Origin of the sequence: Streptomyces lunalinharesii, assembly GCF_039532155.1 — a bacterium.
GTDB classification, from domain to species: domain Bacteria; phylum Actinomycetota; class Actinomycetes; order Streptomycetales; family Streptomycetaceae; genus Streptomyces; species Streptomyces lunalinharesii.
This window is the reverse complement of sequence record NZ_BAAARK010000006.1, coordinates 25108-47780: the sequence shown is the minus strand read 5'-3', so window position 1 is coordinate 47780 and position 22673 is coordinate 25108. Positions and strand designations below refer to the sequence as shown.

19 protein-coding genes are annotated in these 22673 nt (G+C 73.0%); 13 read left to right on the top strand and 6 right to left on the bottom strand.

Features of this window, described 5'->3' with window-relative positions:
* Positions 1-170: 170 nt before the first annotated feature.
* From ABD385_RS11645 to ABD385_RS11635, 3 genes are all read left to right on the top strand, one after another.
* Complete coding sequence (locus ABD385_RS11645) at positions 171-602, top strand: helix-turn-helix domain-containing protein (protein ID WP_344575085.1); 432 nt, start codon at positions 171-173, stop codon at positions 600-602.
* On the top strand, positions 599-1480 hold the full coding sequence (locus ABD385_RS11640) for an alpha/beta fold hydrolase (RefSeq protein WP_344575084.1): 882 nt from the start codon (positions 599-601) through the stop codon (positions 1478-1480). The genes ABD385_RS11645 and ABD385_RS11640 overlap by 4 nt, the downstream gene beginning before the upstream one ends.
* Before the next feature lie 184 nt (positions 1481-1664).
* Positions 1665-2888 (top strand): cytochrome P450, encoded by a 1224-nt coding sequence (locus tag ABD385_RS11635; protein WP_344575083.1) that lies wholly within the window; start codon positions 1665-1667, stop codon positions 2886-2888.
* A gap of 49 nt (positions 2889-2937) precedes the next feature.
* Here ABD385_RS11635 and ABD385_RS11630 read toward each other — a convergent pair whose 3' ends face one another.
* Positions 2938-3978, bottom strand: coding sequence for an Lrp/AsnC family transcriptional regulator (locus ABD385_RS11630; protein WP_344575082.1), 1041 nt, complete (start codon positions 3976-3978; stop codon positions 2938-2940).
* 149 nt (positions 3979-4127) lie between these two features.
* On the opposite strand from ABD385_RS11630, the gene ABD385_RS11625 reads away from it, so the two are divergent.
* From ABD385_RS11625 to ABD385_RS11615, 3 genes are all read left to right on the top strand, one after another.
* The gene (locus tag ABD385_RS11625) at positions 4128-5486 is read left to right on the top strand and encodes an MFS transporter (RefSeq protein ID WP_344575081.1); all 1359 of its coding nucleotides are present in this window, start codon (positions 4128-4130) and stop codon (positions 5484-5486) included.
* Entirely contained in the window at positions 5483-6676 is a 1194-nt protein-coding gene (locus ABD385_RS11620) for a M20 metallopeptidase family protein (RefSeq protein ID WP_344575080.1), read from the top strand. Before ABD385_RS11625 ends, ABD385_RS11620 begins: the two co-directional genes overlap by 4 nt.
* Positions 6677-6764: 88 nt before the next feature.
* Entirely contained in the window at positions 6765-7649 is an 885-nt protein-coding gene (locus ABD385_RS11615) for an SAM-dependent methyltransferase (protein ID WP_344575079.1), read from the top strand.
* A gap of 51 nt (positions 7650-7700) precedes the next feature.
* Here ABD385_RS11615 and secD read toward each other — a convergent pair whose 3' ends face one another.
* Complete coding sequence (gene secD, locus ABD385_RS11610; protein WP_344575078.1) at positions 7701-10016, bottom strand: protein translocase subunit SecD; 2316 nt, start codon at positions 10014-10016, stop codon at positions 7701-7703.
* Between the two features lie 616 nt (positions 10017-10632).
* Here secD and ABD385_RS11605 point away from each other — a divergent pair.
* Positions 10633-11475 (top strand): SAM-dependent methyltransferase, encoded by an 843-nt coding sequence (locus tag ABD385_RS11605; protein ID WP_344575077.1) that lies wholly within the window; start codon positions 10633-10635, stop codon positions 11473-11475.
* Between the two features lie 49 nt (positions 11476-11524).
* Here the strand turns inward: ABD385_RS11605 and ABD385_RS11600 are convergent, their stop codons facing one another.
* A complete protein-coding gene (locus ABD385_RS11600; RefSeq protein ID WP_344575076.1) occupies positions 11525-12055 on the bottom strand; it encodes an ATP-binding protein in 531 nt (176 codons plus the stop codon).
* Positions 12056-12254: 199 nt separating this feature from the next.
* Between ABD385_RS11600 and ABD385_RS11595 the strand changes: the two genes are divergently transcribed.
* Both ABD385_RS11595 and ABD385_RS11590 read left to right on the top strand, forming a co-directional pair.
* Complete coding sequence (locus ABD385_RS11595; protein ID WP_344575075.1) at positions 12255-12491, top strand: DUF397 domain-containing protein; 237 nt, start codon at positions 12255-12257, stop codon at positions 12489-12491.
* Between the two features lie 126 nt (positions 12492-12617).
* Positions 12618-13529 (top strand): helix-turn-helix domain-containing protein, encoded by a 912-nt coding sequence (locus ABD385_RS11590; protein ID WP_344575074.1) that lies wholly within the window; start codon positions 12618-12620, stop codon positions 13527-13529.
* A gap of 88 nt (positions 13530-13617) precedes the next feature.
* On the opposite strand, the gene ABD385_RS11585 is transcribed toward ABD385_RS11590, so the two are convergent.
* Positions 13618-14742: a glycosyltransferase gene (locus ABD385_RS11585; protein WP_344575073.1), complete on the bottom strand. Its 1125-nt coding sequence runs from the start codon at positions 14740-14742 to the stop codon at positions 13618-13620.
* A gap of 606 nt (positions 14743-15348) precedes the next feature.
* Here ABD385_RS11585 and ABD385_RS11580 point away from each other — a divergent pair.
* Entirely contained in the window at positions 15349-16476 is a 1128-nt protein-coding gene (locus tag ABD385_RS11580) for an NADH:flavin oxidoreductase (protein ID WP_344575072.1), read from the top strand.
* A gap of 88 nt (positions 16477-16564) precedes the next feature.
* Here the strand turns inward: ABD385_RS11580 and aac(6') are convergent, their stop codons facing one another.
* Positions 16565-17038: an aminoglycoside 6'-N-acetyltransferase gene (gene aac(6'), locus ABD385_RS11575; RefSeq protein ID WP_344575071.1), complete on the bottom strand. Its 474-nt coding sequence runs from the start codon at positions 17036-17038 to the stop codon at positions 16565-16567.
* A 142-nt stretch (positions 17039-17180) separates the two neighbouring features.
* Between aac(6') and htpG the strand changes: the two genes are divergently transcribed.
* On the top strand, positions 17181-19082 hold the full coding sequence (gene htpG, locus ABD385_RS11570; RefSeq protein ID WP_344575070.1) for a molecular chaperone HtpG: 1902 nt from the start codon (positions 17181-17183) through the stop codon (positions 19080-19082).
* A 120-nt stretch (positions 19083-19202) separates the two neighbouring features.
* Here the strand turns inward: htpG and ABD385_RS11565 are convergent, their stop codons facing one another.
* The gene (locus ABD385_RS11565) at positions 19203-19760 is read right to left on the bottom strand and encodes a DinB family protein (protein ID WP_344575069.1); all 558 of its coding nucleotides are present in this window, start codon (positions 19758-19760) and stop codon (positions 19203-19205) included.
* Between the two features lie 206 nt (positions 19761-19966).
* Between ABD385_RS11565 and ABD385_RS11560 the strand changes: the two genes are divergently transcribed.
* A complete protein-coding gene (locus ABD385_RS11560; RefSeq protein WP_344575068.1) occupies positions 19967-20890 on the top strand; it encodes an LLM class F420-dependent oxidoreductase in 924 nt (307 codons plus the stop codon).
* Between the two features lie 144 nt (positions 20891-21034).
* The gene (locus ABD385_RS11555) at positions 21035-22639 is read left to right on the top strand and encodes an ABC-F family ATP-binding cassette domain-containing protein (protein WP_344575067.1); all 1605 of its coding nucleotides are present in this window, start codon (positions 21035-21037) and stop codon (positions 22637-22639) included.
* The last annotated feature ends 34 nt before the right edge of the window (positions 22640-22673 follow it).

The window sequence follows — 22673 nt, the reverse complement described above, 5'->3', positions numbered from 1 at the left end:
TCGCCCGCGACGGCGCCCTGTGCTGACCGGCCACCAACGGGGTGACGGGCCCCGACGGCAGCGTAGGTCCGCACTCGACGTCACGATGCGGAGCGAACACTCCGAACCCTTCCCCACTTTCCCTAACCTTCCCTATTGGAGTTGCTGATAGGGAAGGTTAGGGTATTTTCATGAGTGATCGTCTGTACTCCGTGGAGCAGGTGGCCGAGCGGTTGGGCCTGCATGTGCGCACCGTCCGCAACTACGTGCGCGACGGGCGACTGCCCGCGGTCCGCATCGGCAAGCAGTACCGCATCGCGCACGCGGACCTGGAGGCCTTCACCGGCCGCCCGGTTCCCGCGCCCGAGGACGGCACGGCGGGCCGGGAGCCCCACACCGAGGTGTCGAGCATCGTCGAGGTCGAGGACATCGACCCCGCGACGGCCGACCGGCTGACCTCGCTCCTGATGTCCGCGGCCACCGGACGCGGGCCGGGGGAGCGACCGCTGCGGATCCAGACGGTCCACGACAAGGACCGGGCCCGGTTGAAGGTCATCGTCCTGGGCGGACTGGCCGACACGGCCCGGTTGTTCGACTACATGGAGGGGGTACTCACATCGTGAGCACTAACGAGGGCACGAGCGCCAGAACGGACGGCGGCACGAGCGCGCTGTACACGTCCGAGGCCGGGGCGGCGGAGATCCGGCGCCGCTACCAGGACGCACTGGAGGCCTGGCCGGTGCCGGCCGAGCGGGTGCGGGTGCCGACCCGACACGGCGAGACCTTCGTCGTCGTCTCCGGCCCCGAGGACGCCCCGCCCGTGGTGCTGCTGCACGGTTCGGGTGCCAACGCCACGATGTGGCAGGGCGACATCGCGTCCTGGGCACAACACTTCCGCACCTACGCCGTGGACCTCATCGGCGAGCCCGGCCTCAGCGCCCCCACCCGACTGCCGTTGGACTCCGACGCGCACGCGCAGTGGCTGGACGACGTCTGGCAGGGGCTCGGGCTCTCGACCGCGGCGGTGGTCGCGACGTCCCTCGGCGGGTTGCTGGCGTTGGACTTCGCCGACCGTCGGCCGGAGCGGGTGACGCGGCTGGCGCTGCTGTGCCCCGGCGGCGTGGGGCGACAGAAGACGGGCTGGGTGTTCACGTACCTGCTGTCGCGGGCCTTCGGCCGCAGGGGAGTCCGCCGTTCGGTGCGCGCGGTGACCGGCATCAAGGACCCCGCCCTCCAGCCCGTCCTCGACACCGTCGTCCTCACCTTCACGTACTTCAAGGCGCGTACCGAGCGACTGCCGGTCTTCCCCGACGAGGTGCTGCGCCGACTGGGCGTACCGGTGTTGGTGATCGCCGGGGACCGGGACGCGCTGTTCGACTCCGCGGAGACGGCTCGGCGGGTGCGCCGTTGCGTGCCGCGGGCCACGGTCCGCCTCCTGCCCGGCGTCGGTCACGCCATCTTCGGCCAGACCGCGGCGATCCGGGACTTCCTGCGCGACTGAACCGGTGGTCCCCAACGGCGTTGCGGAAAAAGTGAGTTGAGGGCAGCCGGAGTGGTGCCTGTGAGGGCTGGCACGGGCGTTCGGGCGAGGTGCGCCGGCGCTCGGCCATGCGCCCCCCTGCGCCCCCGCGCACCCCGCAAGACTCTCTGGACGGCCCCCAGGGCGGGCCCTAGCGTCACGCGTCGTGACTAGCATCCCGCAGGCTCCTGACATCCTGTCGGCGCAGTTCGCGACCGACCCCTACCCGGCGTACCGCGTGCTGCGCGAGCACTATCCGCTGCTGCACCACGAGGGCACCGGCAGCTATCTGCTCTCCCGCTACGAGGACGTGGAACGGGCCTTCCGCGAGCCGGTGTTCACCAGTGACAACTACATCTGGCAACTCGAACCGGCGCACGGCGGACGCACCCTGCCGCAGATGAGCGGGCGCGAACACGCCGTGCGCCGGGCCCTGGTGGCCCCCGCGTTCCGCGGCCGGGAACTGCGCGAGACGTTCCTGCCGATCATCGAGCGCAACGCCCGCGAACTGATCGACGCCTTCCGCGAGGACGACGAGGTGGACCTGGTGGCGCAGTTCGCCACCCGCCTCCCGATCAACGTGATCGTCGACATGCTCGGCCTGGACCGGGCCGACCACGACCGCTTCCACGACTGGTACACCGCGGTCGTCGGCTTCATCGCCAACCTCGCCCAGGACCCCAAGATCGCGGACGCCGGGCGCCGCGCGGGGGAGGAACTCGCCGCCTACCTCCACCCGATCATCCAGAAACGGCGCGCCGCACCCGGCGACGACCTGCTCTCCAGGCTGTGCACCGCCGAGGTCGAAGGTGTCCGGATGAACGACCAGGACATCACGGCGTTCGTGAGCCTGCTGCTGTCCGCCGGCGGCGAGACCACCGACAAGGCCATCGCCCTGATCGTCCGCAACCTCCTCGCCCACCCCGAACAGCTCGCCGCGGTCCGCGCCGACCGCTCGCTCGTCCCCGCCGCGTTCGCCGAGACGCTGCGCCACACCCCGCCGGTCCAGATGATCATGCGGCAGCCCGCCGAGGACGTCACCGTCAGCGGCGGCACCGTGCCCGCCGGCGCCACCGTCACGTGCCTGATCGGCGCGGCCAACCGCGACGCCGACCGCTACACCCACCCCGACGCCTTCGACGTCCGCCGCCCCGACCTCACCCCGGACACCGCCTTCAGCGCCGCCGCGCAGCACATCGCCTTCGGCCTCGGCCGGCACTTCTGCGTCGGCGCCCTGCTGGCCAAGGCCGAAGTCGAGACCAGCATCAACCAACTCCTCGACGCCTTCCCCGACATGGCGTTCGCCGACGGCGTGGCGCCGCCCGACGCCGGCGTGTTCACCCGCGGACCGCGGCAACTACGGCTGCGCCTGGGCGACCACCGGCGCTGAACGACCCCGTTGCACGCGGGCCGGCCGCACCCGGCGACGCCGCGGAGGATCACGCCTCCGCGGCGCGGGCGTCCGCCCAGGGATCCACCGGGACCACCCCGGTCACCCGGCCCCGCACGTCCAGCAGCCGCCCCATCAGCTTGGTCTGCCGCAGGACCACCGAACGGTCCCGCAGGACCAGCTGCGGCAACCGCTCCCCGAGCTGCGTCTCCAGCCGTTGGACGTCGGCCACGGTGTGCAGCCACACCGTGAACAGCAGGTTCTGCGGACCGGTCACCGAGGAGCACAGCCGGACCTCCGGCAGCGTCAGCAGCACCCGCACCGCCTCCGGCAACCGCTCGGCGGGCACGCTCGCCCACAAGGTCGCGGAGACCGGCCACTCGGTCAGCTCGCGCGCCACCTCGCAGCGCAGTGCCAGATCGTGGTCGGCGAGCAGCCGGCCGACCCGGCGCCGGACCGTGGGCGCGCTCAGCCCGACCGCTCGGCCCAGGGTGACCGCGCTCGCCCGGCCGTCCCGCGACAGCTCGGGCAACAGCGCCCGGTCGGGACCGTCGAGGGGGACCGCGGCACCGGTGCGCGGCGGGGGCGCGGCGGCGGTCCGCAACTGCTCGCTCTGGGCGGCGGTCAGCGCCCGCAGCCGCCACCGGCTGCCCTCGCCGTACAGGCGGGTGGCGATCCCCGCACGGGTGGCGGTCACCCCCGGCAGGGTCGCGATGGTGCCCAGCAGCAGCGCGGAGAGTTCGCCGAGGCCCGGCACGAAGGCGGTGATCAGCAGGTCGCGGCCGCCCGCCATGTGCTCGACGGTCGCGACCTGCGGCACGTCGGCGAGCGCCCGGGCGACCGCGTCCACACTGCCCGACCGGCAGTCGATCTCGATGAACGCGGTGACCAGCCGTTCCAAGAGGCGACGGCCCGGATAGCCGGTCACCCAGGCCAGCCCCGAACGCTCCAGCCGGCTCCAGCGGCGGGCCGCGGTGACCGGGTCGATGCCGAGGACCGGCGCCACGGTCTGCCAGGACGCCCGCGGCGAGATCTGCAGCGCGTGGACCAGCCGCGCGTCGAGACCACCGAGGACACCGGTTTCCTGCATGAGGGCCGCCTTGCTGTGTCTTTCCTGCATTCCCAAGGTATTCCGTTTGCCGCGGTCACGGCGCTGAGCAGCATGTCCTCCCAGCCGGGCAGGCCGCCCGGCACGGACGGTCCGGGGAGTCCCGGGCCCCGTGGGGAAAGAGGTTCGCGATGACTCCAGCGGTCGCCGACGGCGGAACGCAGACCGGAAGGGGCAGCACCCCAAGCACCGGCGAGGACGTCCGCAAGGGCCGCCGCGCGCTGCTCGCCGCGACCGTCGGCGGGGTCGTCGAATCCTTCGACTGGACGCTCTACGCGGTGCTGGCGCCGTTCTTCGCCGCGCAGGTGTTCCCCGGCGACGACCCCGTGACCCAGCTGCTCGGCGCCTACCTCGGCTTCGCGGTCGGCTTCGTCGTCCGGCCGCTCGGCTCGTACCTGATGGGACGGATCGCCGACGCCCGCGGCCGCCGCTTCGGACTGACCCTCAGCATGGCCGTGATCTCGGTGGCGAGCGTGCTGATCGCGGCCCTCCCCACGGCCGCGACGATCGGCGCGGCGGCGCCCGTGCTGCTGGTGGGACTGCGTCTCGTCCAGGGCCTGTCGATGGGCGGCGAGAACCCCAGCGCCGCCGCGTACGTCACCGAGACCGCGCCGCGCTCGGTGCGGTTCCTCTACAGCGCCCTCTCCTACTCCGGCGTGATCATCGGCAACATCCTCTCGTTCGGCGTGCTGACGCTGCTGCTCGGCACCCTCGGCAAGGACGGCGTCACCGGTGGCGGCTGGCGGATCGGCTTCCTGGTGGCGGCCGTGCTGGGACTGCTGGCGCTGTGGATCCGGCGCGGCGCCCAGGAGAGCGAGGAATTCGCCGAACAGGCCGCCCACCGGCCCACCGCCGCCGAGCGGCGCGCCCTGCTGCGCACCCACTCCCGGCAGCTCGCCGCGGTCTTCCTGATCACCCTCGGCGCGACCATCGGCTACTACTTCGGCACCACCTACCTGCCCCAGTACGCGGCGCAGCTGGGCGTCGTCTCGGCCGCCGATTCGGCCGCCGCGATGCTGCTGCCGCTGGTGGCGCTGATCGCCGCGATGGCCGTCGTCGGCCGGCTCGCCGACCGGCTCGGGGCGCTGCGCACCCTGCGCACCGGCCTGGCGCTGCTGACCGTCGCCACCGTGCCGCTGATGACCGCGCTGGCGCACCGGACCCTGCCGATGTGGCTGGTCACCGTCGTCTACCTGCTGCTGATCGCGGCGCCGATCGGGCTGGCGAACGTGCTGTTCGCCCAGCTGTTCCCGGTGGCCGTGCGCGTGGTGGCGATGGGCGTGCCGTTCACCCTCGCCACGGGGCTGTTCGGCGGAACCTTCCCGCTGCTCGCCCAGGCACTCGGTAAGGCCGGGCACCTGACGCTGGTGCCCTGGTGGGCCGCCGGCGCCGCGGCCGTCTCCTTCCTCGGCACCTTCCTGATCCGCCCCCCGACCGACCCCTCCGCCAGCGACTCCATCCCCCCTGCGACCCGTGAGGACCCCGCATGAACCTCCGTGACGACGCCCACGCCCTCTCCGCCGACCTGGTGCACCTGCGGCGCACCCTGCACCGCACGCCCGAGGTCGGCCTGGACCTGCCCCGCACGCAGGAGACCGTGCTGGCCGAACTCGCCGGCCTCCCGTTGGAGGTCACCACCGGCGGGGGACTGAGCTCCGTGACGGCGGTGCTGCGCGGCGCGGCCCCCGGCCCCCTCGTGCTGCTCCGCGGGGACATGGACGCGCTGCCGGTCGCCGAGCGCACCGGCCTGGACTTCGCCGCCGACAACGGCCGCATGCACGCCTGCGGCCACGACCTGCACACCACCATGCTCACCGGCGCCGCCAAGCTGCTCTCCGCCCACCGCGACCGGCTCGCGGGCGACGTGCTCTTCATGTTCCAACCCGGCGAGGAGGGCTTCGACGGCGCCCGGCACATGCTGGCCGAAGGGCTCCTGGACGTCGCCGGGCGCCGACCCGACGCCGCCTACGCCGTGCACGTGATGTCAGCCGGGCTGCCCGGCGGCGTCTTCGGCACCCGCGGTGGCCCGGCCTTGGCCGCGTCCAACGTGCTGCGGGTGACGGTGCGCGGCGCCGGCGGGCACGGCTCGATGCCGCACCGCGCCAAGGACCCGGTGCAGGCCGGCTGCGCCATGGTGACCGCGCTCCAGACGTGGATCACCCGCACCTTCGACGTCTTCGACCCGGTGATCCTCACCGTCGGCACCTTCCACGCCGGCACCCAACAGAACGTCATCCCCGACACCGCGGTCTTCGAGGCGACCGTCCGCAGCTTCTCGGCCGAAGCCCAGGCACGGGTCAAGGACGGCACGGTGGAGGTGTGCCGGGGCATCGCCGCGGCGTACGGCGTCGCGGTGGACGCCGAGTTCGCCGAGCTGTACCCGGTGACCGTCAACGACCACGCGGAGGCCGCATTCGCCGCGGACACGGTCCGCGAGGCCCTCGGCGAGGAGCGCTTCGCCCCGCTGCCGCAGCCGCTGCACGGGTCCGAGGACTTCTCCCGGGTGCTGGCCGAGGTGCCCGGCGCGATGCTCACCCTCGGGGCGCCCCCGGCCGGCGCCGACCCCGAGCGCAGCGCCAACAACCACTCCCCGCTGGCCGAGTTCGACGACGCGGTGCTGGCGGACGGCGCGGCCGTCTACGCGGAACTCGCGGCCCGACGGCTGACGCGTACCCCCTAGGTGCTTGCACCGCCCCGCCGCCCCGGTCACAGTGACAGGGCCCTCGACATCCGCTATGTCCGGTCCGTCCCCGGTGGAGGAATCCCGCATGACGCAGTTCGAGCAGTGGGACATCGTCACCGGGGTGGGACTGACCGCGCTCGGCGTCGCGGCCGGCCGGGCCCTGGACACCGAACGCCCGGACCACCTCGTCAGCGACCCCTACGCCGCTTCCTTCGTGGCGGCCGCCGACCCGCCGGTGCCGGTGCCGCGGCGGCTGGCCGACACCGCGCGGATGCCCGACGTCGCGCGCGACGTGTGGACCTCGATGGCGCAATACCTCGGCGTCCGCTCCCGGTTCTTCGACCGGTTCCTGATGACGGCGGCGGCCGGCGGCGTCCGCCAGGTGGTGGTGCCGGCCGCCGGCCTGGACGCCCGGGCCTTCCGCCTGGACTGGCCGCCGGGCACCGAACTGTTCGAGATCGACCAACCACGGGTGCTGGAGTTCAAGGACGGCGTGCTCGACCGCCTCGGCGCCCGCCCCCGCTGCGCCCGCCACCCGGTCCGGGCCGACCTGCGCGGCGACTGGCCCACGGCGCTCCGGGACGCCGGATTCGACCCCGACCGGGCGACGGCGTGGCTGGCCGAAGGACTGCTGCCGTTCCTGCCCGCCGACGCCGAACGCCGGTTCTTCGACCGGATCGACCGACTGTCCCCGCCCGGCAGCCGGCTGGCCGCCGAACACCTGGCGCCCAGCGTCCGCCCCCTCATCGAGGACCCGGAGTTCCGCGCGGCCGCCCGCCAACTCGGCGTGGACATCGCCGACCTGTGGCACTTCGCCGGCAAGGCGGACCCCGACCGGCAGCTCACCGCCGCCGGCTGGGCCGTGCGGTCCGTCCCGACCTACGAGGTCGCCACCGCGTACGGCCGGGACCTGCACGGTCTGATGGGCCGCACCGCACAACACGGCCGCTTCCTCACCGCCGAGCGATAGCCCGACGGTGAGCAAACGGCGCGCCCGACGACCGGGGGCAGTCGTCAGCCGTCAGACGCGGGCACCGGTGTCCCACCGGTCCCGGCGGGCACCGCGCCGCGCCGGGCGGCGGCCCGACCGCCGCGGCGACGCACCGCCGTCCCGCTCCAGGACGACGGCCAGCGGAGTCGCGGTGAACACCGACGAACACGTCCCGACGACGATGCCGATGAGCAGCGCCAGCGCGAAGTCGGTCAGCGTGTCCCCGCCCAACGCGGCGAGCGCGGCCAGGATGAACACCGCACCCATGCCGGTGTTGACGGTGCGCGGCACGGTCTGCAGCACCGCGGTGTTGGCGAGGTCGGGGAACGGCGTGCCGCGGGCGGCGCGCCGCAGTTCCCGGACCCGGTCGAAGACCACCACCGAGTCGTTGACCGAGTATCCGATGACGGTCAGCAGCGCCGCGAGGAAGACGCCGTCCAGCGGCTTGCCGAGCCAGGCGAAGACCCCCACCAGCACCACGACGTCGTGCGCCATGGCGACCACGGCGGACAGCGCGAACGTCCAGCGGAAGCGCACCGCGAGGTAGCCCAACTGCGCGACGAGGGCCAGCCCGAGGGCCACCAGCGCGCCGCGACGCAGCTCCTCGCCCAGGCTCGGGCCGATCAGCTCGTCGCGCACCTTCTGCGCCCCGCCGCCGAGTTCGTCGACGACCCGGCCCGCCGCGGTCAGCTCCGCCGCGGAGAGCCGTTCGGTGCGCACCGTCAGGGTGCGGTCGCCGGAGGTGGAGACCTGGGCCCGGTCCAGGCCCGCCGTGCCGAGCGCGGCGCGGGCCCGCTCGGCGTCGACCGGCCGGGTGGTGGTGTACTCGACCATCCGGCCCCCGGTGAACTCCACGCCGTAGTCGAGGCCGCGGACGGCGATCCCGGACCCGGCCAGGAGCAGTGCGGCACCGCTCAGCGCCAGCCAGCGGCGCCGGTGGCGCATCAGGTCCGGGCGGCGCCGGGAGAGCCAGGACCGGACCCGCCCGAGGCCGGCCAGACCGGTCAGCCCAGGGCGCCGCCGGACCGGCCGCAGCGCGATCGCGCACTCCGCCAGCACCCGGGTGACCAGCAACGCGCTGACCATCGAGGCGGCCACCCCGATGCACAGGGTGACGCCGAAGCCGCGCACCGGCCCGGACGCGAAGAAGAACAGCAGCACCGCGGCGATCAGGGTGGTGACGTTGGAGTCGGCGATGGCGCTGAACGCGTTGCGGAAGCCGGCGGCCAGCGCGCTGCGCAGGGTGCGCGGACGGGCGCCCGGCCCCGCCGCGTACTCCTCGCGGGCCCGTTCGAAGACCAGCACGTTGGCGTCCACGGCCATCCCGATCGCCAGGACGAACCCGGCGAGGCCGGGGAGGGTGAGGGTGGCGCCCAGGGCCAGCAGCGCCGCGTAGGAGATCAGCGCGTAGCAGGCCAGCGCCAGCGTGGCGAGCGCGCCGAGCAGACGGTAGACGACGGTGATGAACACGGCCGTCAACGCGACCCCGATGACCGCGGCCTGGGCGCTGGAGGTGAGGGCCAGTGCGCCGAGCGTCGGGCCGACCGCCCGCTGCTCGACGATGTCCACCGGCACCGGCAGCGCCCCGCCGTTGATCAGCAGCGCCAGCTCCTGCGCCGCGTGCTGGTCGAAGCCGCCGGTGATCCGGGTCGTCCCCCCGGTGATGCCGACGCCGCACGCCACGGACGACTCGACCTGCGGCGACGAGATGACCTTGCGGTCCAGGACGATCGCGGCGCGGCGGGCCGGATCGTGGGGTGCGGCGCAGGCCGCCTTGCCGGTCAGCTGGGCCCAGGCGCGTTCCCCGGCACCGTGCAGGCTGAGGCCGACGAACCAGCCGCTGCCGTCCTGGCCGTCGAACTCGGCCGCCGCGCGCCGCACTTCGGCACCGGTCAGGGCGGCGGGACCGAGCCGCAGCGGCGTGCCCGAGTCGTCGGGCAGGACGGTGGCGCCGTCGGCGGGGGCGGTGCGGTCGGTGTCGGTGCCGGGGGTGGCTGTGCCCAGGACCGGATGGATGGTGAGTTGGGCGGTGCGGCCGAGGACTTCGGCCGCCTCGTCGGGATCGTCGAGGCCGGGCAGTTCCACCAGGATGCGGTGGTCACCGGCGCGGGAGAGGTTCGGTTCGCTCACCCCGAGGGCGTCCACGCGGCGGCGGAGCACCTCCAGGGTGCGGTCGGTGGCTTCCCGGTCGGCCTCGGCGGTCGGGGAGTCACGGGTTTGCAGTACGAGTTGGGTGCCGCCGCGCAGGTCGAGACCGAGCCGTGCGGGCTGGGTCAGCGCGAGGAACGTGGAGAGGGCAAGGATCGCGAGCGCGAACAGCGCCCGCACCCTCGTGGCGCGGGTCACAATGCCTCCAGCAGGCATGGGCGGGCCGCGGGTGCGGCCCCGTTGGTTGGCTGTGCGAGGGAGCTGGAGGCTGGGGCGGGGCCCGGTCCCGGCACCGGCCGGCGTAGCGGAGCGAGTCGGCCACGACGGCGCCGGGCGGCGCCGGGCGGTGCGTGCGGTGCGACGGCCGGGCGCCCTGATGCGCGGGCACGGTGCCGGGCGCCGGCGCGGGGGCCGGCAGGTGACGGGTCGTCGGCCCGATGAAGTGGGGCGGCCCGTGGTCGGCGGTGTCCCGGGACGCCGTGTGGTGCGCGCAGGCCGCGGTGGAAGGAGCACCGGCCCGTTCCGCGGCCGCGGCGTCGCCGGCCCCCGGTACGAGCACCGCGAGCACCGCGAGGAAGGCGAGCAGGACGGATCGGCGCCGCCGCGCCACATGAGCACACACAGTACGCAAACCCTCCCTTAGCGACACTCTGCCATGTCCGTCGCCCGCGCCGCCCGGCAGGGCCGGCTCCGGCGCCTGGCACGGGCGGCCACCGCCCCTTCGGCATGACGGTGCGGCCCTCGTCAACGCACTAGGGTGGGCACGGAAGTTGCGGGGGGACGCACGACGGCACGAAGGAAAGGTGGCCCGCGCATGGCAGTGTCGGAGGACTGGATGGGGGCGCCGCCCCCGGAGCCCGTGGAACTCCATACGGACCGGCCGCACGCCGCCCGGGTCTACGACGTCCTGCTCGGCGGCAAGACCAACTACCCGGCGGACCGGGAGGCGGCGGAGCAGACCCTCACGGCGCTGCCCAACGCCGGCGCGATCGCCCGTCAGAACCGCGCCTTCATGCAGCGGGCCGCCCGCTACCTGGCGACCGAGGCCGGCATCCGCCAGTTCCTGGACATCGGCACCGGCATACCGACCTCGCCCAACCTCCACGAGATCGTCCAGGCGACGGCGCCGCAGGCCCACGTCGTCTACGCCGACAACGATCCGATCGTGCTGGCGCACTCACGCGCCCTGCACACCAGCCGTCCCGAGGGCCGCACCGCCTACATACAGGCCGACCTCTGCCAGCCCCGCGCGATCCTGCGGAACCGGATCCTGCGCGAAACCCTCGACCTCAGCCGGCCGGTGGCCCTCACGCTGATAGCCGTGCTGCACTGGCTCCCGACGGACTGCGACCCCTACGACGTCGTCCGGGACCTGATGGCGGAGTTCGCCCCGGGCAGCTTCCTGGCCCTGACGTACGTCACCGCCGACTTCGAGCCGCAGGCCCTCCAAGAGGTCTCGGACAACTTCGAGGCCAAGGGCTCGCACGTGAACGCGCGGAGCAAGGGCGAGGTGTTGCGCTTCTTCGACGGCCTGGAGTTGGTCGACCCGGGCCTGACGGCGGTCCACCGTTGGCGCCCGGACCACGTCGAAGTGGGCACCGGCGCCTGGTCCGACGCGGACATCCCGCTGTACGCCGGGCTCGGCCGCAAGGGCTGACCGGCCCACGGAAGCAGGCCCCCGGCGCGACGGCGCCGGGGGCCGCAGTTCATTCCGCCGCCGGGAGCGCCGCCCAGACGGCCTTGCCGGCCGCGGTCGGGGTGGTCCATCCCCAGGACGAGCTGAGGCAGTCGATGATGTGCAGCCCGCGCCCGCTCTGGGCGAAGAAGTCGGGCTCCCGCAGCACCGGGACGTCCGGACTGTGGTCGCAGACCGTGCACAGGACGAGGTCCCGGCAGCGCAGCAACCCCATCCAGAGCTGATGCGGTGCGGTCGCCCCGCGGGGCTGTCCGTCGGGTTTGGCGAGCCCGTACCGCAGGGCGTTGGAGAGCAGCTCCGAGACGACCAGGGCGGCGTTGTCCACGAGGGGTTTGAGGTTCCAGCCGTCGAGGGTGGCTCCGGTGAACCGGCGGGCCTCCGAGGCTGCCTTGCCGTCCGCCGAGAGGGCGCGGGCGGCGAGCCCGGCGGGCCGGATCGCACGGTCGTCGAGCCGGATGTCGCGCGGGGCGTGGGCGAGCCAACGGCTGAGGGGCTGGGTGGGGAAGAGGGCGGCAGGTGGTCCTGCCGGGTGGGTTGTCATCACGAACTCCGTGGCGCCTCTCAGACCTTCGTCACGAACGGGTGATTCGGCTCCCACTATCCCCGGCCGCTGCTGGCGCTGCAAGTGCATCTGCAATTACATTCGAGACGAACGCAATTGCATCGGTAAGTGCATCCGCCCGTGCGGCTGCACGTGATGCCTGGTCAGACGCGTGTGCGCGGAGCAAGGGAGTGGCGGGATGGAGCAGTTCGACAACGGTGTGGCCGCGGGCCTGATCGAGGGCGCGGTCTGGCGGAAGAGCCGGCGCAGTGCGCCCGGGGGCGACTGCGTCGAGGTCGCCGCGCTGGCCGACGGCGGTTTCGCGGTCCGCAACTCCCGCGACCCGCAGGGCCCGGCGCTCATCTACACCCAGGCGGAGATGGCGGCGTTCGTCGGCGGCGCAAAGGACGGCGACTTCGACGCGATGCTGGGCTGAGCGGCCGCGGAACGGGCCCGCCGGCACACGGGCCCGTCCTCACGCGCATCGTTGGCGCATTTCTGTACCTGACGGCCGGTAAGTGCGACACTGGGGGTATCAACACTGTCGCTCACGGGAGTTGGGATGACCGCGATGAGCCGGCCGGAAGGCGAGCTGTCGATAGCGCGATACCTGCAGGAGCCGCAGGTGGGCCCCACGGCCGCGCGCATCGTGCTGGGAGCGCAGCTCCGGAAACTGCGGGTCGGCGCCGGGATCTCACGTGAGGCCGCCGGCACGGCGATCCGTGGTTCCCACGCCAAGATCACCCGACTCGAACGGGGCCAGGTCGGCTTCAAGAGACCCGATTTGGTCGACCTTCTGACGCTTTATCAGGTGCTCGACCCGGAACGCCGGGACGACTACTTCGCCCTGGCGGATCAGGCCAACTCCTCCGGCTGGTGGCACGAGTACAGCGACGTCCTGGAGGACTGGTTCGAACTCCACCTCGGCCTGGAGGAAGCCGCCGCGCTGATCCGGACCTACCAGGTGCAGTTCCTGCCCGGACTGCTACAGACCGAGGAGTACGCCCACGCCGTCACCCGCATCGGCTACCCCAACGCACCGCAGACCAAGGTGGACCGCCTGGTCGCGCTGCGGATGGACCGCCAGCGGCTGCTGACCAGGACGGACGCCCCGCGGCTGTGGGCAGTGGTCGACGAGGCGGTGCTGCGCCGTCCGTTCGGCGGCCGCGAGGTGATGGCGGCCCAGCTGCGGTCCCTGCTCAAGGCGGTGGAGATGCCGAACGTCACGCTCCAGATCGCCCCGTTCAGCGTGGGCGCGAACGCGGCGGCCGGCGCCCCCTTCAGCATCCTGCGGTTCGCCGAACCGGAACTCCCCGACAAGGTCTACCTGGAGCAGCTGACCAGCGCCCTCTACCTGGACAAGCAGGAGTCCGTCGACCAGTACACCGCGGTCATGGACCGGCTGTGCACCGAGGCCAACACCCCCTCGGAGACCGCTGACTTCCTCACCCGGCTGATCGACGACCTCGGCTGATCGAGGACCTTGGCTGAGCGACGGGTCGGCCGACCGGACCTCCGCGACGGGGAACCAGGCGGTCGTCGCAGCGCACCCCGCGCCCGGATCACCCGCGCCCGCCCAGGAAGCCGTACCACTCCTCCAACCGGTCGGCCACCGCCGCGAGCGAGAACTCCGCGGCGACCGCGACCCGGCCGGCGGCCGCCCGTCGGGCCCGCAGCGCCGCGTCGTCCAGGAGCTCCAGCACCGCCCCGGCCAGTTGCTCCGGCGAACCGTCGGTCACCGCCGCGGCGTCGTGCCGTCGCAGCGCGGCGGCGATCCCGCAGCGGTCCGTGCAGACCACCGGAGTGCCCACCGTCAGCGACTCCAACACGCTCATCGGGAACGGCTCGTCGATGCCGGGCAGGACGTACACGGTGGCCCGCGCCAGGCGCCGCACCGCCGCATCGTGGTCCAACGCGCCGCCGTAGGCCACCACCCCGCCCAACCCCTCGTCGGCGACCGTCAGCCGGACCTCGGCCAACCGCCCCTCGTCCGCGCCGTGGACCGGGAACGTCACCTCCGGCCGCTTGGCGTGCACCAACGCCGCCATCCGCACGAACGCCTCCGGCCGCTTCCGGGCCTGGAGGCGGGCCAGGAACAGCACCTCGGTCGGCTGCCGCTCCGCAGCCGCCCCGCGCGCCGGCGCCCGCACCCCGTTGGGCATCCGGACCAGGCGCGGTCCGCCCGGCCCGAGCACCTCCCGCAGTTCGGCCTCCTCCGCGTCGGTCAGCACCAGCACCGCCGCGGCGCGCCGCAGCAGCGGGACGAAGCACCGGTCGAAGGACCTGGCCAGCACCGCACGGCCGGGCCGGACCGCGCCGTGCGTCTGTACCAGGAACGGGCGCCGGCGCACCGCTGCCGCCGCGAGCGCCGCCAGCGACACCAGGTTGCGCCCGGCGTGCAGGTGGAGCACGTCGGCCCGGCCGGCCAGCCGCCACAACAGCGGCAGCAGCCCCAGGTGGAACAGCCCCGGCAAGCCCCGCCCCGGGACGAAGGCGCGGGCGCGTCGGGCGTGCAGCGGCACCCCGTCCACGGTGCGCGGCGGCGCGCCGCGACCCCGCCACAGGGCGACCAGCCCGACCTCGTGGCCGCGCCCGGCCAGTTCGCCGAGCTGCGCCGTGGCCACGCCGACGGGACCGTCGTGCGCGCCGTCATCACCGACCAGCGGGACCACGTGGACGATCCTCATCGGACGCCTCCCGCGGTGTGCACGGTGCCCGCAGGCCCGTCACGGTGCGCGACCCGCTCCGCCGTGGCCCAGGCCGCACCGACCGGCACCGCGGCAGCTTCGAACAACCCCATGGCCCCCCACTCGGTCGTCCCCAAGACCGGCGCGGTCGGCCCCCCCCCGGAACGCGACCGCCGCCGTATTGGAGCTGAACGTAGAGCACGTTGCGCCCAACGGCTGCCGAATTCCTAATTTGAGGGTTCTTGTGGCTTGTTGTTGGCAAGTGTGCCGTGCCGTTACGCGCGTTCGTCGGTGCGGTCAGGTGCCGAAGCGCAGCCGTCCGGGGCCCTCCCCGCGCAGGTCACAGGCCCTGCGTGCGGCTCGTGCGGACACCCACCGGAGGGGCGCGCCCACCCCGGGACGGGCGGGGCCTCGGCCGCGGGATTGACTACTTCGCGCGCTTGCACCCGGGCAACCACCGCACCGAACCGGTCGCCCCGCGGAACGTGGCCCGGATCACAACGTCGTGTGCCGGACGCTCGGAATGCCACCCCCGCCGGGGCGGTTGGTGACTACACGCAAGCACCGCACACACCCGTACCAACCGGTACTTATGAGGAGTTCCCCGTGACCGTCACCGCGTCCGCAGCCTCCCGCGCGGCCGAGATCCTCTCCCGGCCCGTCGCACTGAACGGCCTGACCGTTCCGAACCGCATCGCGATGGCGCCGATGACGCGCATGTTCTCCCCGAACGGCGTCCCCGGTGAAGACGTGCGCTCCTACTACGCCCGGCGCGCCGCCGCGGGGGTGGGCCTGATCATCACCGAGGGCACCTACGTCGGCCACGCATCGGCCGGGCAGAGCGACCGGGTGCCGCGGTTCCACGGGGACGAGCAGCTGGCCGGCTGGGCGAAGGTCGCCGAGGCCGTGCACGAGGCGGGCGGCACCATCGTGCCGCAGCTGTGGCACATCGGCATGGTGCGCCAGCAGGGCGAACCGCCCTTCGCCGACGCCCCCGCCGTCGGCCCCTCCGGCATCCGCGTCGACGGCACCGAGGGCACCGGCCGGGCGATGACCCGGCGCGACCTGGACGACGTCATCGGCGCCTTCGCGGAGGCCGCCGCGGCCGCCGAGCGCATCGGCTTCGACGGCATCGAACTGCACGGCGCCCACGGCTACCTCCTGGACCAGTTCCTGTGGGACCGCACCAACCGCCGCACCGACGCGTACGGCGGCGACCCCGTGGCCCGCACCAAGTTCGCCGCCGAGGTCGTGGCCGCGGTCCGGGCGACCGTCTCGCCCGACTTCCCGGTGATCTTCCGCTACTCGCAGTGGAAGCAGGAGGCGTACGACGCGCGGCTGGCCGAGACCCCCGAGGAGCTGGAGGCGATCCTGGCCCCGCTCGCCGCGGCCGGCGTCGACGCCTTCCACGCCTCCACCCGCCGCTACTGGCGCCCGGAGTTCGACGGCTCGGACCTGAACCTCGCCGGATGGACCAAGAAGCTCACCGGCCGGCCCACCATCACCGTCGGCTCGGTCGGCCTCGACGGCGACTTCGAGCGCGCCTTCCAGGGCGAGGGCGCCCCGGTACAGGGCATCGACGACCTCCTGGACCGCCTGGAGCGCGACGAGTTCGACCTGGTCGCCGTCGGACGCGCCCTGCTCCAGGACCCGCAGTGGGCCGCGAAGGTGCTCGGCAACCGCACCGAGGAACTCCAGCCGTACGACGCCAAGGCGCTCAAGTCCCTGAGCTAGCCGGCCCCGGGCCGGGCACCCACCCCGTGCCACGACCTGCGCGCCACCCCTGGGGGGCCGCAGGGCGGGGCACGGGGCGGGCGCCCGGTCAGGTCAGCTCGTCGGCGAGCAGGTCCATGAGCAGCGCGTCCTGCCAGCGGCCCGTCCGGTGGTCGCGCCCGTACGCCCGCATGACGCCCACGGGCCGGAACCCGACCTTGCGGTAGCTGCGGATCGCCGCGGTGTTGGCGGCTGCGGGGTCGATGGTCAGCCGGTGGTGGCCGCGTTCGGTCACCAGCCACCGGGCCAGCGTGCGCACCGCGTCGGTGCCCAGTCCCCTGCCGTGATGACGCGCCGTCAGGAAGACGTCGATGCCGGCACGGTGGAATTCGGGGTCGGTCTCCTCGTCGAACTGGATCGCTCCGACGACCTCCCCCTCGAAGACGATGGCGAGCATGCCCGCGAAGTCCGCCGGAGGCGACCACCACGCCGCCACCTCCGGCTCCCGCACGATCCGGTCGAGCACCGCACCCTCGCCGTCCACCACCGGTCGCAATACGACGTCGTCCCCGCGCAGCTCCATGCCCCCATCATCCCCCAGGGGGTGGTCACGCCCGGCGCTCGCACGACCTCGTGCAACGAGCGAACCTGACGGCGGACGTTCTTATTACAGTGGCGACGTCACTTACTGACGATCTACGGACCAAGTGAGGTATTCGCCAACCATGTCGACCGAAACGTTTGAGTTCCAGGTAGAGGCCCGTCAGCTGCTCCAGCTGATGATCCACTCGATCTACTCGAACAAGGACGTCTTCCTCCGTGAACTCGTCTCCAACGCCTCCGACGCCTTGGACAAGCTGCGCCTGGCCGCGCTGCGGGACGACGCTCTCGACGCCGACGTCTCCGACTTGCACATCGAGCTTGAGATCGACAAGGGCGCCCGTACGCTCACCGTCCGGGACAACGGCATCGGCATGTCGTACGACGAGGTCGGACAGCTCATCGGCACGATCGCCAACTCGGGGACCGCCGAATTCCTCCGGGAGCTGAAGGAGGCGAAGGACGCGGCCGGTGCGGAGGGGCTGATCGGCCAGTTCGGCGTCGGCTTCTACTCCGGCTTCATGGTGGCGGACGAGGTCACCCTGCTGACCCGGCGCGCGGGCGAGAAGAAGGGCACCCGCTGGTCGTCCCGCGGCGAGGGCACCTACACCCTGCAGGAGGTCGACGAGGCCCCGCAGGGCACCTCGGTGACGCTGCACCTCAAGCCGGCCGACCCCACCAACCAACTGCACGACTACACCGCGGACTGGAAGATCAAGGAGATCGTCAAGCGGTACTCGGACTTCATCACCTGGCCGGTCAAGCTCGTCGGGGAGGCGCCGGCCGAGGACGACGGACCGGCCGAGCCCGAGACGCTCAACTCGATGAAGGCGCTGTGGGCGCGTTCCCGCGACGAGGTGTCCGAGGACGAGTACCACGAGCTGTACAAGCACATCAGCCACGACTGGCGCGACCCGCTGGAGACCGTCCAGCTCCAGGCCGAGGGGACCTTCGAGTACCAGGCCCTGCTGTTCGTCCCGTCGCACGCCCCGCACGACCTGTTCACGCAGAACGCCGCGCGCGGGCTCCAGCTGTACGTCAAGCGCGTCTTCATCATGGACGACTGCGAGGCGCTGCTGCCGCCGTACCTCCGCTTCGTCAAGGGCGTGGTCGACGCGCAGGACCTCTCGCTCAACGTGTCCCGCGAGATCCTCCAGCAGGACCGGCACATCCTGATGATGCAGCGGCGGCTGACGAAGAAGGTGCTGTCGTCGGTCAAGGCCATGATGGCCGACGAGGGCGACCGCTACGGCACGTTCTGGCGGGAGTTCGGCGCGGTGCTGAAGGAGGGGCTGGTCTCCGACTCCGACAACCGCGACGCCCTGCTCGCGGTCGCGTCGTTCGCGACCACGCACGGCGAGGACGAGTCCGTCACCCTGGAGCAGTACGTGGAGCGGATGGGGGAGGGGCAGGAGGACATCTACTTCATCACCGGCGAGTCCCGGCAGAGCATCGACAACTCCCCGCACGTGGAGGCGTTCCGCGAGCGGGGCATCGAGGTGCTCCTGCTCACCGACCCGGTCGACGAGGTCTGGGTCGACGTGGTGGGGGAGTTCCAGGGCAAGCGCCTCCAGTCGATCGCCAAGGGCGAGATCGACCTCGGCGCCAAGGACGACGCGGAGTCCGAGGGCGAGCGGGAGAAGCGGGCCGAGGAGTACGCGGGCCTGCTCGGCTGGATGGGCGAGCAACTCGCCGAGGACGTCAAGGAGGTGCGGCTGTCGTCGCGCCTGACGGTGTCGCCGGCCTGCATCGTCGCGGACGCCGACGCCATGACGCCGGCGCTGGAGAACATGTACCGGGCCATGGGACAGGAGGTGCCGCGCACCAAGCGCATCCTGGAACTCAACCCCGACCACCAGCTGGTGAAGGGCCTGAACCAGGCGTACGGGGAGCGCGAGGACCGCACCGACCTCACCGAGAACGCCGAACTGCTGTACTCCTTGGCGGTCTTGGCGGAGGGCGGCCGCCCCACCGACCCCGCACGCTTCGTGAAGGTGGTGGCGGACCGCCTGGGCCGCTCCCTCTGACCGTCCGCCGTTCCGCGGCCGAGGGGTGAGAGCGTCCGCCGGTAGGCGTCCGGCAGCGGTGACCGGTGCACCGCTGCCTGGCCTACTGGCGGACGCTCCGTCATGCGTGGGGACCGGCGGCTACCCCATGCTCTTGGCGCCGTCCAGGGACTCGCGGAGGATGTCCGCGTGGCCGGCGTGCTGCGCGGTCTCGGCGATGATGTGCATCAACACCCGACGGGCCGACCAGTGCGCGTCAGCCTGGAACCAGGGGGCCTTGGGCAGCGGCCACGAAGCGTCCAGGTCGGGCAGGGTGGCGACCAACTCGTCAGTCCGGCGGGCCACTTCCTCGTAGGCGGCCAACACGCCGGCCAGCGTCTCGCCGGGCAGCAGTCGGAACTCCTCGGCCCGACGCTCCCAGTCGGCGGCGGTCATCGCCGTGAAGTCGGGCATCACCGAGGGGCCGTGCTGGATGAACTCCACCCAGCTGCGTTCGGCCGAGGTGACGTGCTTGATCAGGCCGCCCAGGCACAACTCGCTGGCGCCGGTCCGCCGGCCGGCCTGCTCGTCGGTGAGGTCACGGGTGGTGAAGCGCAGGAAGTGTCGTTGCTTGGCCAGTGCCGCCAACCACTCGGCGCGCTCGCCGGTGACCGCGGGTGCTTCGGTCGGGTGCTCGGTGGTCGATTCGTCGCCAGTCATGGACTCCGCCTCTCGGTGTTGCCTGTTCCATCGGTGAGGAGAACGCTAGGCGGCATGGCGGACAGTGGCTGTCCTAGATCGGAACCGGGGGGCCGCGGATCGGGTTCCGCGCGCCGATCCCGCCGCCCCGACGCGACACGCGCCCGACATCAATCCGTCACGCCCGACCGGGAATGGCGGCCCAACGTGCCGCGTTCTCAAAGGGCATGACTGTTGGAGTTTCCCTCAACCCGATCGACCCGACGAATCAGATCGACGCGAGCGTGCAACTCGCCAAGGAGGCGGCGGCCGCCGGACTGCGGTCCGCCTGGTTCGGCCAGACCTTCGGCGCCGACTCGCCCCAGCTCGCCGCGCTCGTCGGGCGCGAGGTGCCCGAGCTACAGGTGGGCACGTCCGCCATCCCCGTCTTCGGGCGGCACCCGCTCGTCGTCTCCAGCCAGGCCCAGACCGCACAGGCGGCCACGCACGGCCGCTACCACCTCGGACTCGCGCTCGGCACCAAGCTCCTGACCGAGAACGGCTTCGGCATCCCCTTCGAACGACCCGTCGCCCGACTCCGCGAATTCCTCACCGCAGTACGGCAGTTGACCGAAACGGGCAGTGCGGACTACCACGGCGAGCTCCTCACCGCGACCACGCCGATCCCCGCCCGGGTGCCCGGCGCGGAGTCCGGCGTCCCGCTGCTGGTCGCGGCCATGGGCCCGCAGGCGCTACGGGCCAGCGGGGAACTCGCCGACGGGATCCTGCCCTACCTCGCCGGGCCCCGCGCCCTCGGCGAGCACATCGTCCCGGCCCTCACCGCGGCCGCCGAGGCCGCCGGTCGCCCGGCCCCACGGATCGTGGCACTCGTCCACGGCGTGGTCACCGACGACGTCGAAGCGGTCCGCAGCACCTTCACCGAGACGCTCGCGTTCTACGAGCAGATCCCCTCCTACGCACGGGTCATCGGGCTGTCCGGCGGCCGGCGGGCGGTCGACGTCGCGGTCATCGGCGACGAGAAGAAGGTGGCCGCCGAGGTGCAGCGCTACCGCGACGCCGGCGCCACCGAGGTGGTCTTCTCGGGGACGGAGGTCAACGGCGCCGCCGACCGGCGCCGCACCTGGGAACTCCTGGGGCAGCTGGCGGGCTGACCGGACGGGTCGCCGGGGAAAGCCGGATGCACCGACCGGCGGCCGGCCGTTACCCTGTCCGCATGTCTACGCCCCGCATTTCCTAGCCGAGGACCCGCTTCCACGCCAGAAGTGTGTCCTCGTGCTTATTCGGAGCGTTACATCATGATCACCGTTCGTGGCGTCGAGCTGCGCGCCGGCGCCCGCCTGCTGCTGTCCGACGTGTCCTTCACCGTCTCTCCCGGCGACCGGGTCGGCCTGGTCGGCCGCAACGGCGCGGGCAAGACCACCCTGCTGACCGCCCTCGCCGGACGGGCCGAACCCGCCGCCGGGACCCTCACCCGCACCGGCCCCCTCGGCTACCTCGCCCAGGACTCCCGCGCCGCCGACCCGGCCCAGCGCGTCCTCGACCGGATCCTGTCCGCCCGTGGCCTGGACGCCGCCCTCCAGCGCCTGCGCGCAGCCGAGTCCGCGATGGCCGACGCCGCCGACCCCCAGGGGCTGGAGCGCGCGATGGCCGCCTACGCCCGGGCGGAGGCCGCCTTCCAGGCCGGCGGCGGCTACCCGGCGGAGGCCGAGGCCGCCCGGGTCGCGGCCGGCCTCGGCCTCCCGGAGCGGGTACTGACCGGACCCGTCGGCGCGCTCTCCGGAGGCCAGCGGCGCCGGGTCGAGCTGGCCCGCATCCTCTTCGCCGGGCACGGCGGCACGCTGCTGCTGGACGAGCCCACCAACCACCTCGACGCCGACTCCGTCGGCTGGCTCCGCGGCTTCCTTCGGGCGCACCGGGGCGGCCTGGTCGTGATCAGTCACGACACCGCACTGCTGGCGGACGTCGTCAACCGCGTCTTCCACCTCGACGCCACCCGCGCGGCCATCGACCAGCACAACACCGGCTGGACCGGCTACCTCGCCCAGCGCGCGGCGGACGCCCGGCGCCGCACCCGCGAGCGGGCCAACGCCGAGCGCAAGGCCGCGTCCCTGCACGCCCAGGCGGACAAGATGAAGGCCCGCTCCGCCACCGCCGTCATGGCCAAGAGCATGGCCCGCCGCGCCGACCGGATGCTCGCCGAGCTGGAACCGGTCCGGCGGACCGAGAAGGCGGCCCGGATCCGACTGCCCGAACCGCACCCCTGCGGCCGGATGCCGCTCGGTGCGATCGGCCTCACCAAGTCCTACGGCGACCACCCGGTCCTCACCGGGGTCGACCTCGCCGTGGACCGGGGCAGCCGCCTGGTGATCCTCGGCCTCAACGGCGCTGGCAAGACCACGTTGCTGCGGCTCCTCGCCGGTGCGGAGAGCCCGGACGCCGGCCGCGTGGTGCACGGCCAAGGGCTGCGCCTGGGCTACTTCGCCCAGGAGCACGACACCCTCGACGGTGCCCGGACGGTCCGGGAGAACCTGGCCGCGGTCGCCCCGCACCTCACCGACCAGGACGCCCGGCGCGTGCTGGGCGCGTTCCTGTTCTCCGGAGACGACGCCGACAAGCCCGCCGGTGTCCTCTCCGGAGGGGAGAAGACCCGCCTGGCGCTGGCCGGACTGGTCCACTCGGGAGCCAACGTGCTGCTCCTCGACGAGCCGACCAACAACCTCGACCCGACCTCCCGGGACGAGGTGCTGGCGGCGGTCGGTCGCTATCCCGGCGCGATCGTGATGGTCACCCACGACGAGGGTGCCCTGGACGCCCTGCGCCCCGACCGCGTGCTGCTCCTGCCGGGCGCGGACGAGGACCTGTGGAGCGAGGAGTACCGCGACCTGGTGGCCCTCGCCTGAGCGAGCCGGGGCGCGCCGGACCGGCGCGGGTGAT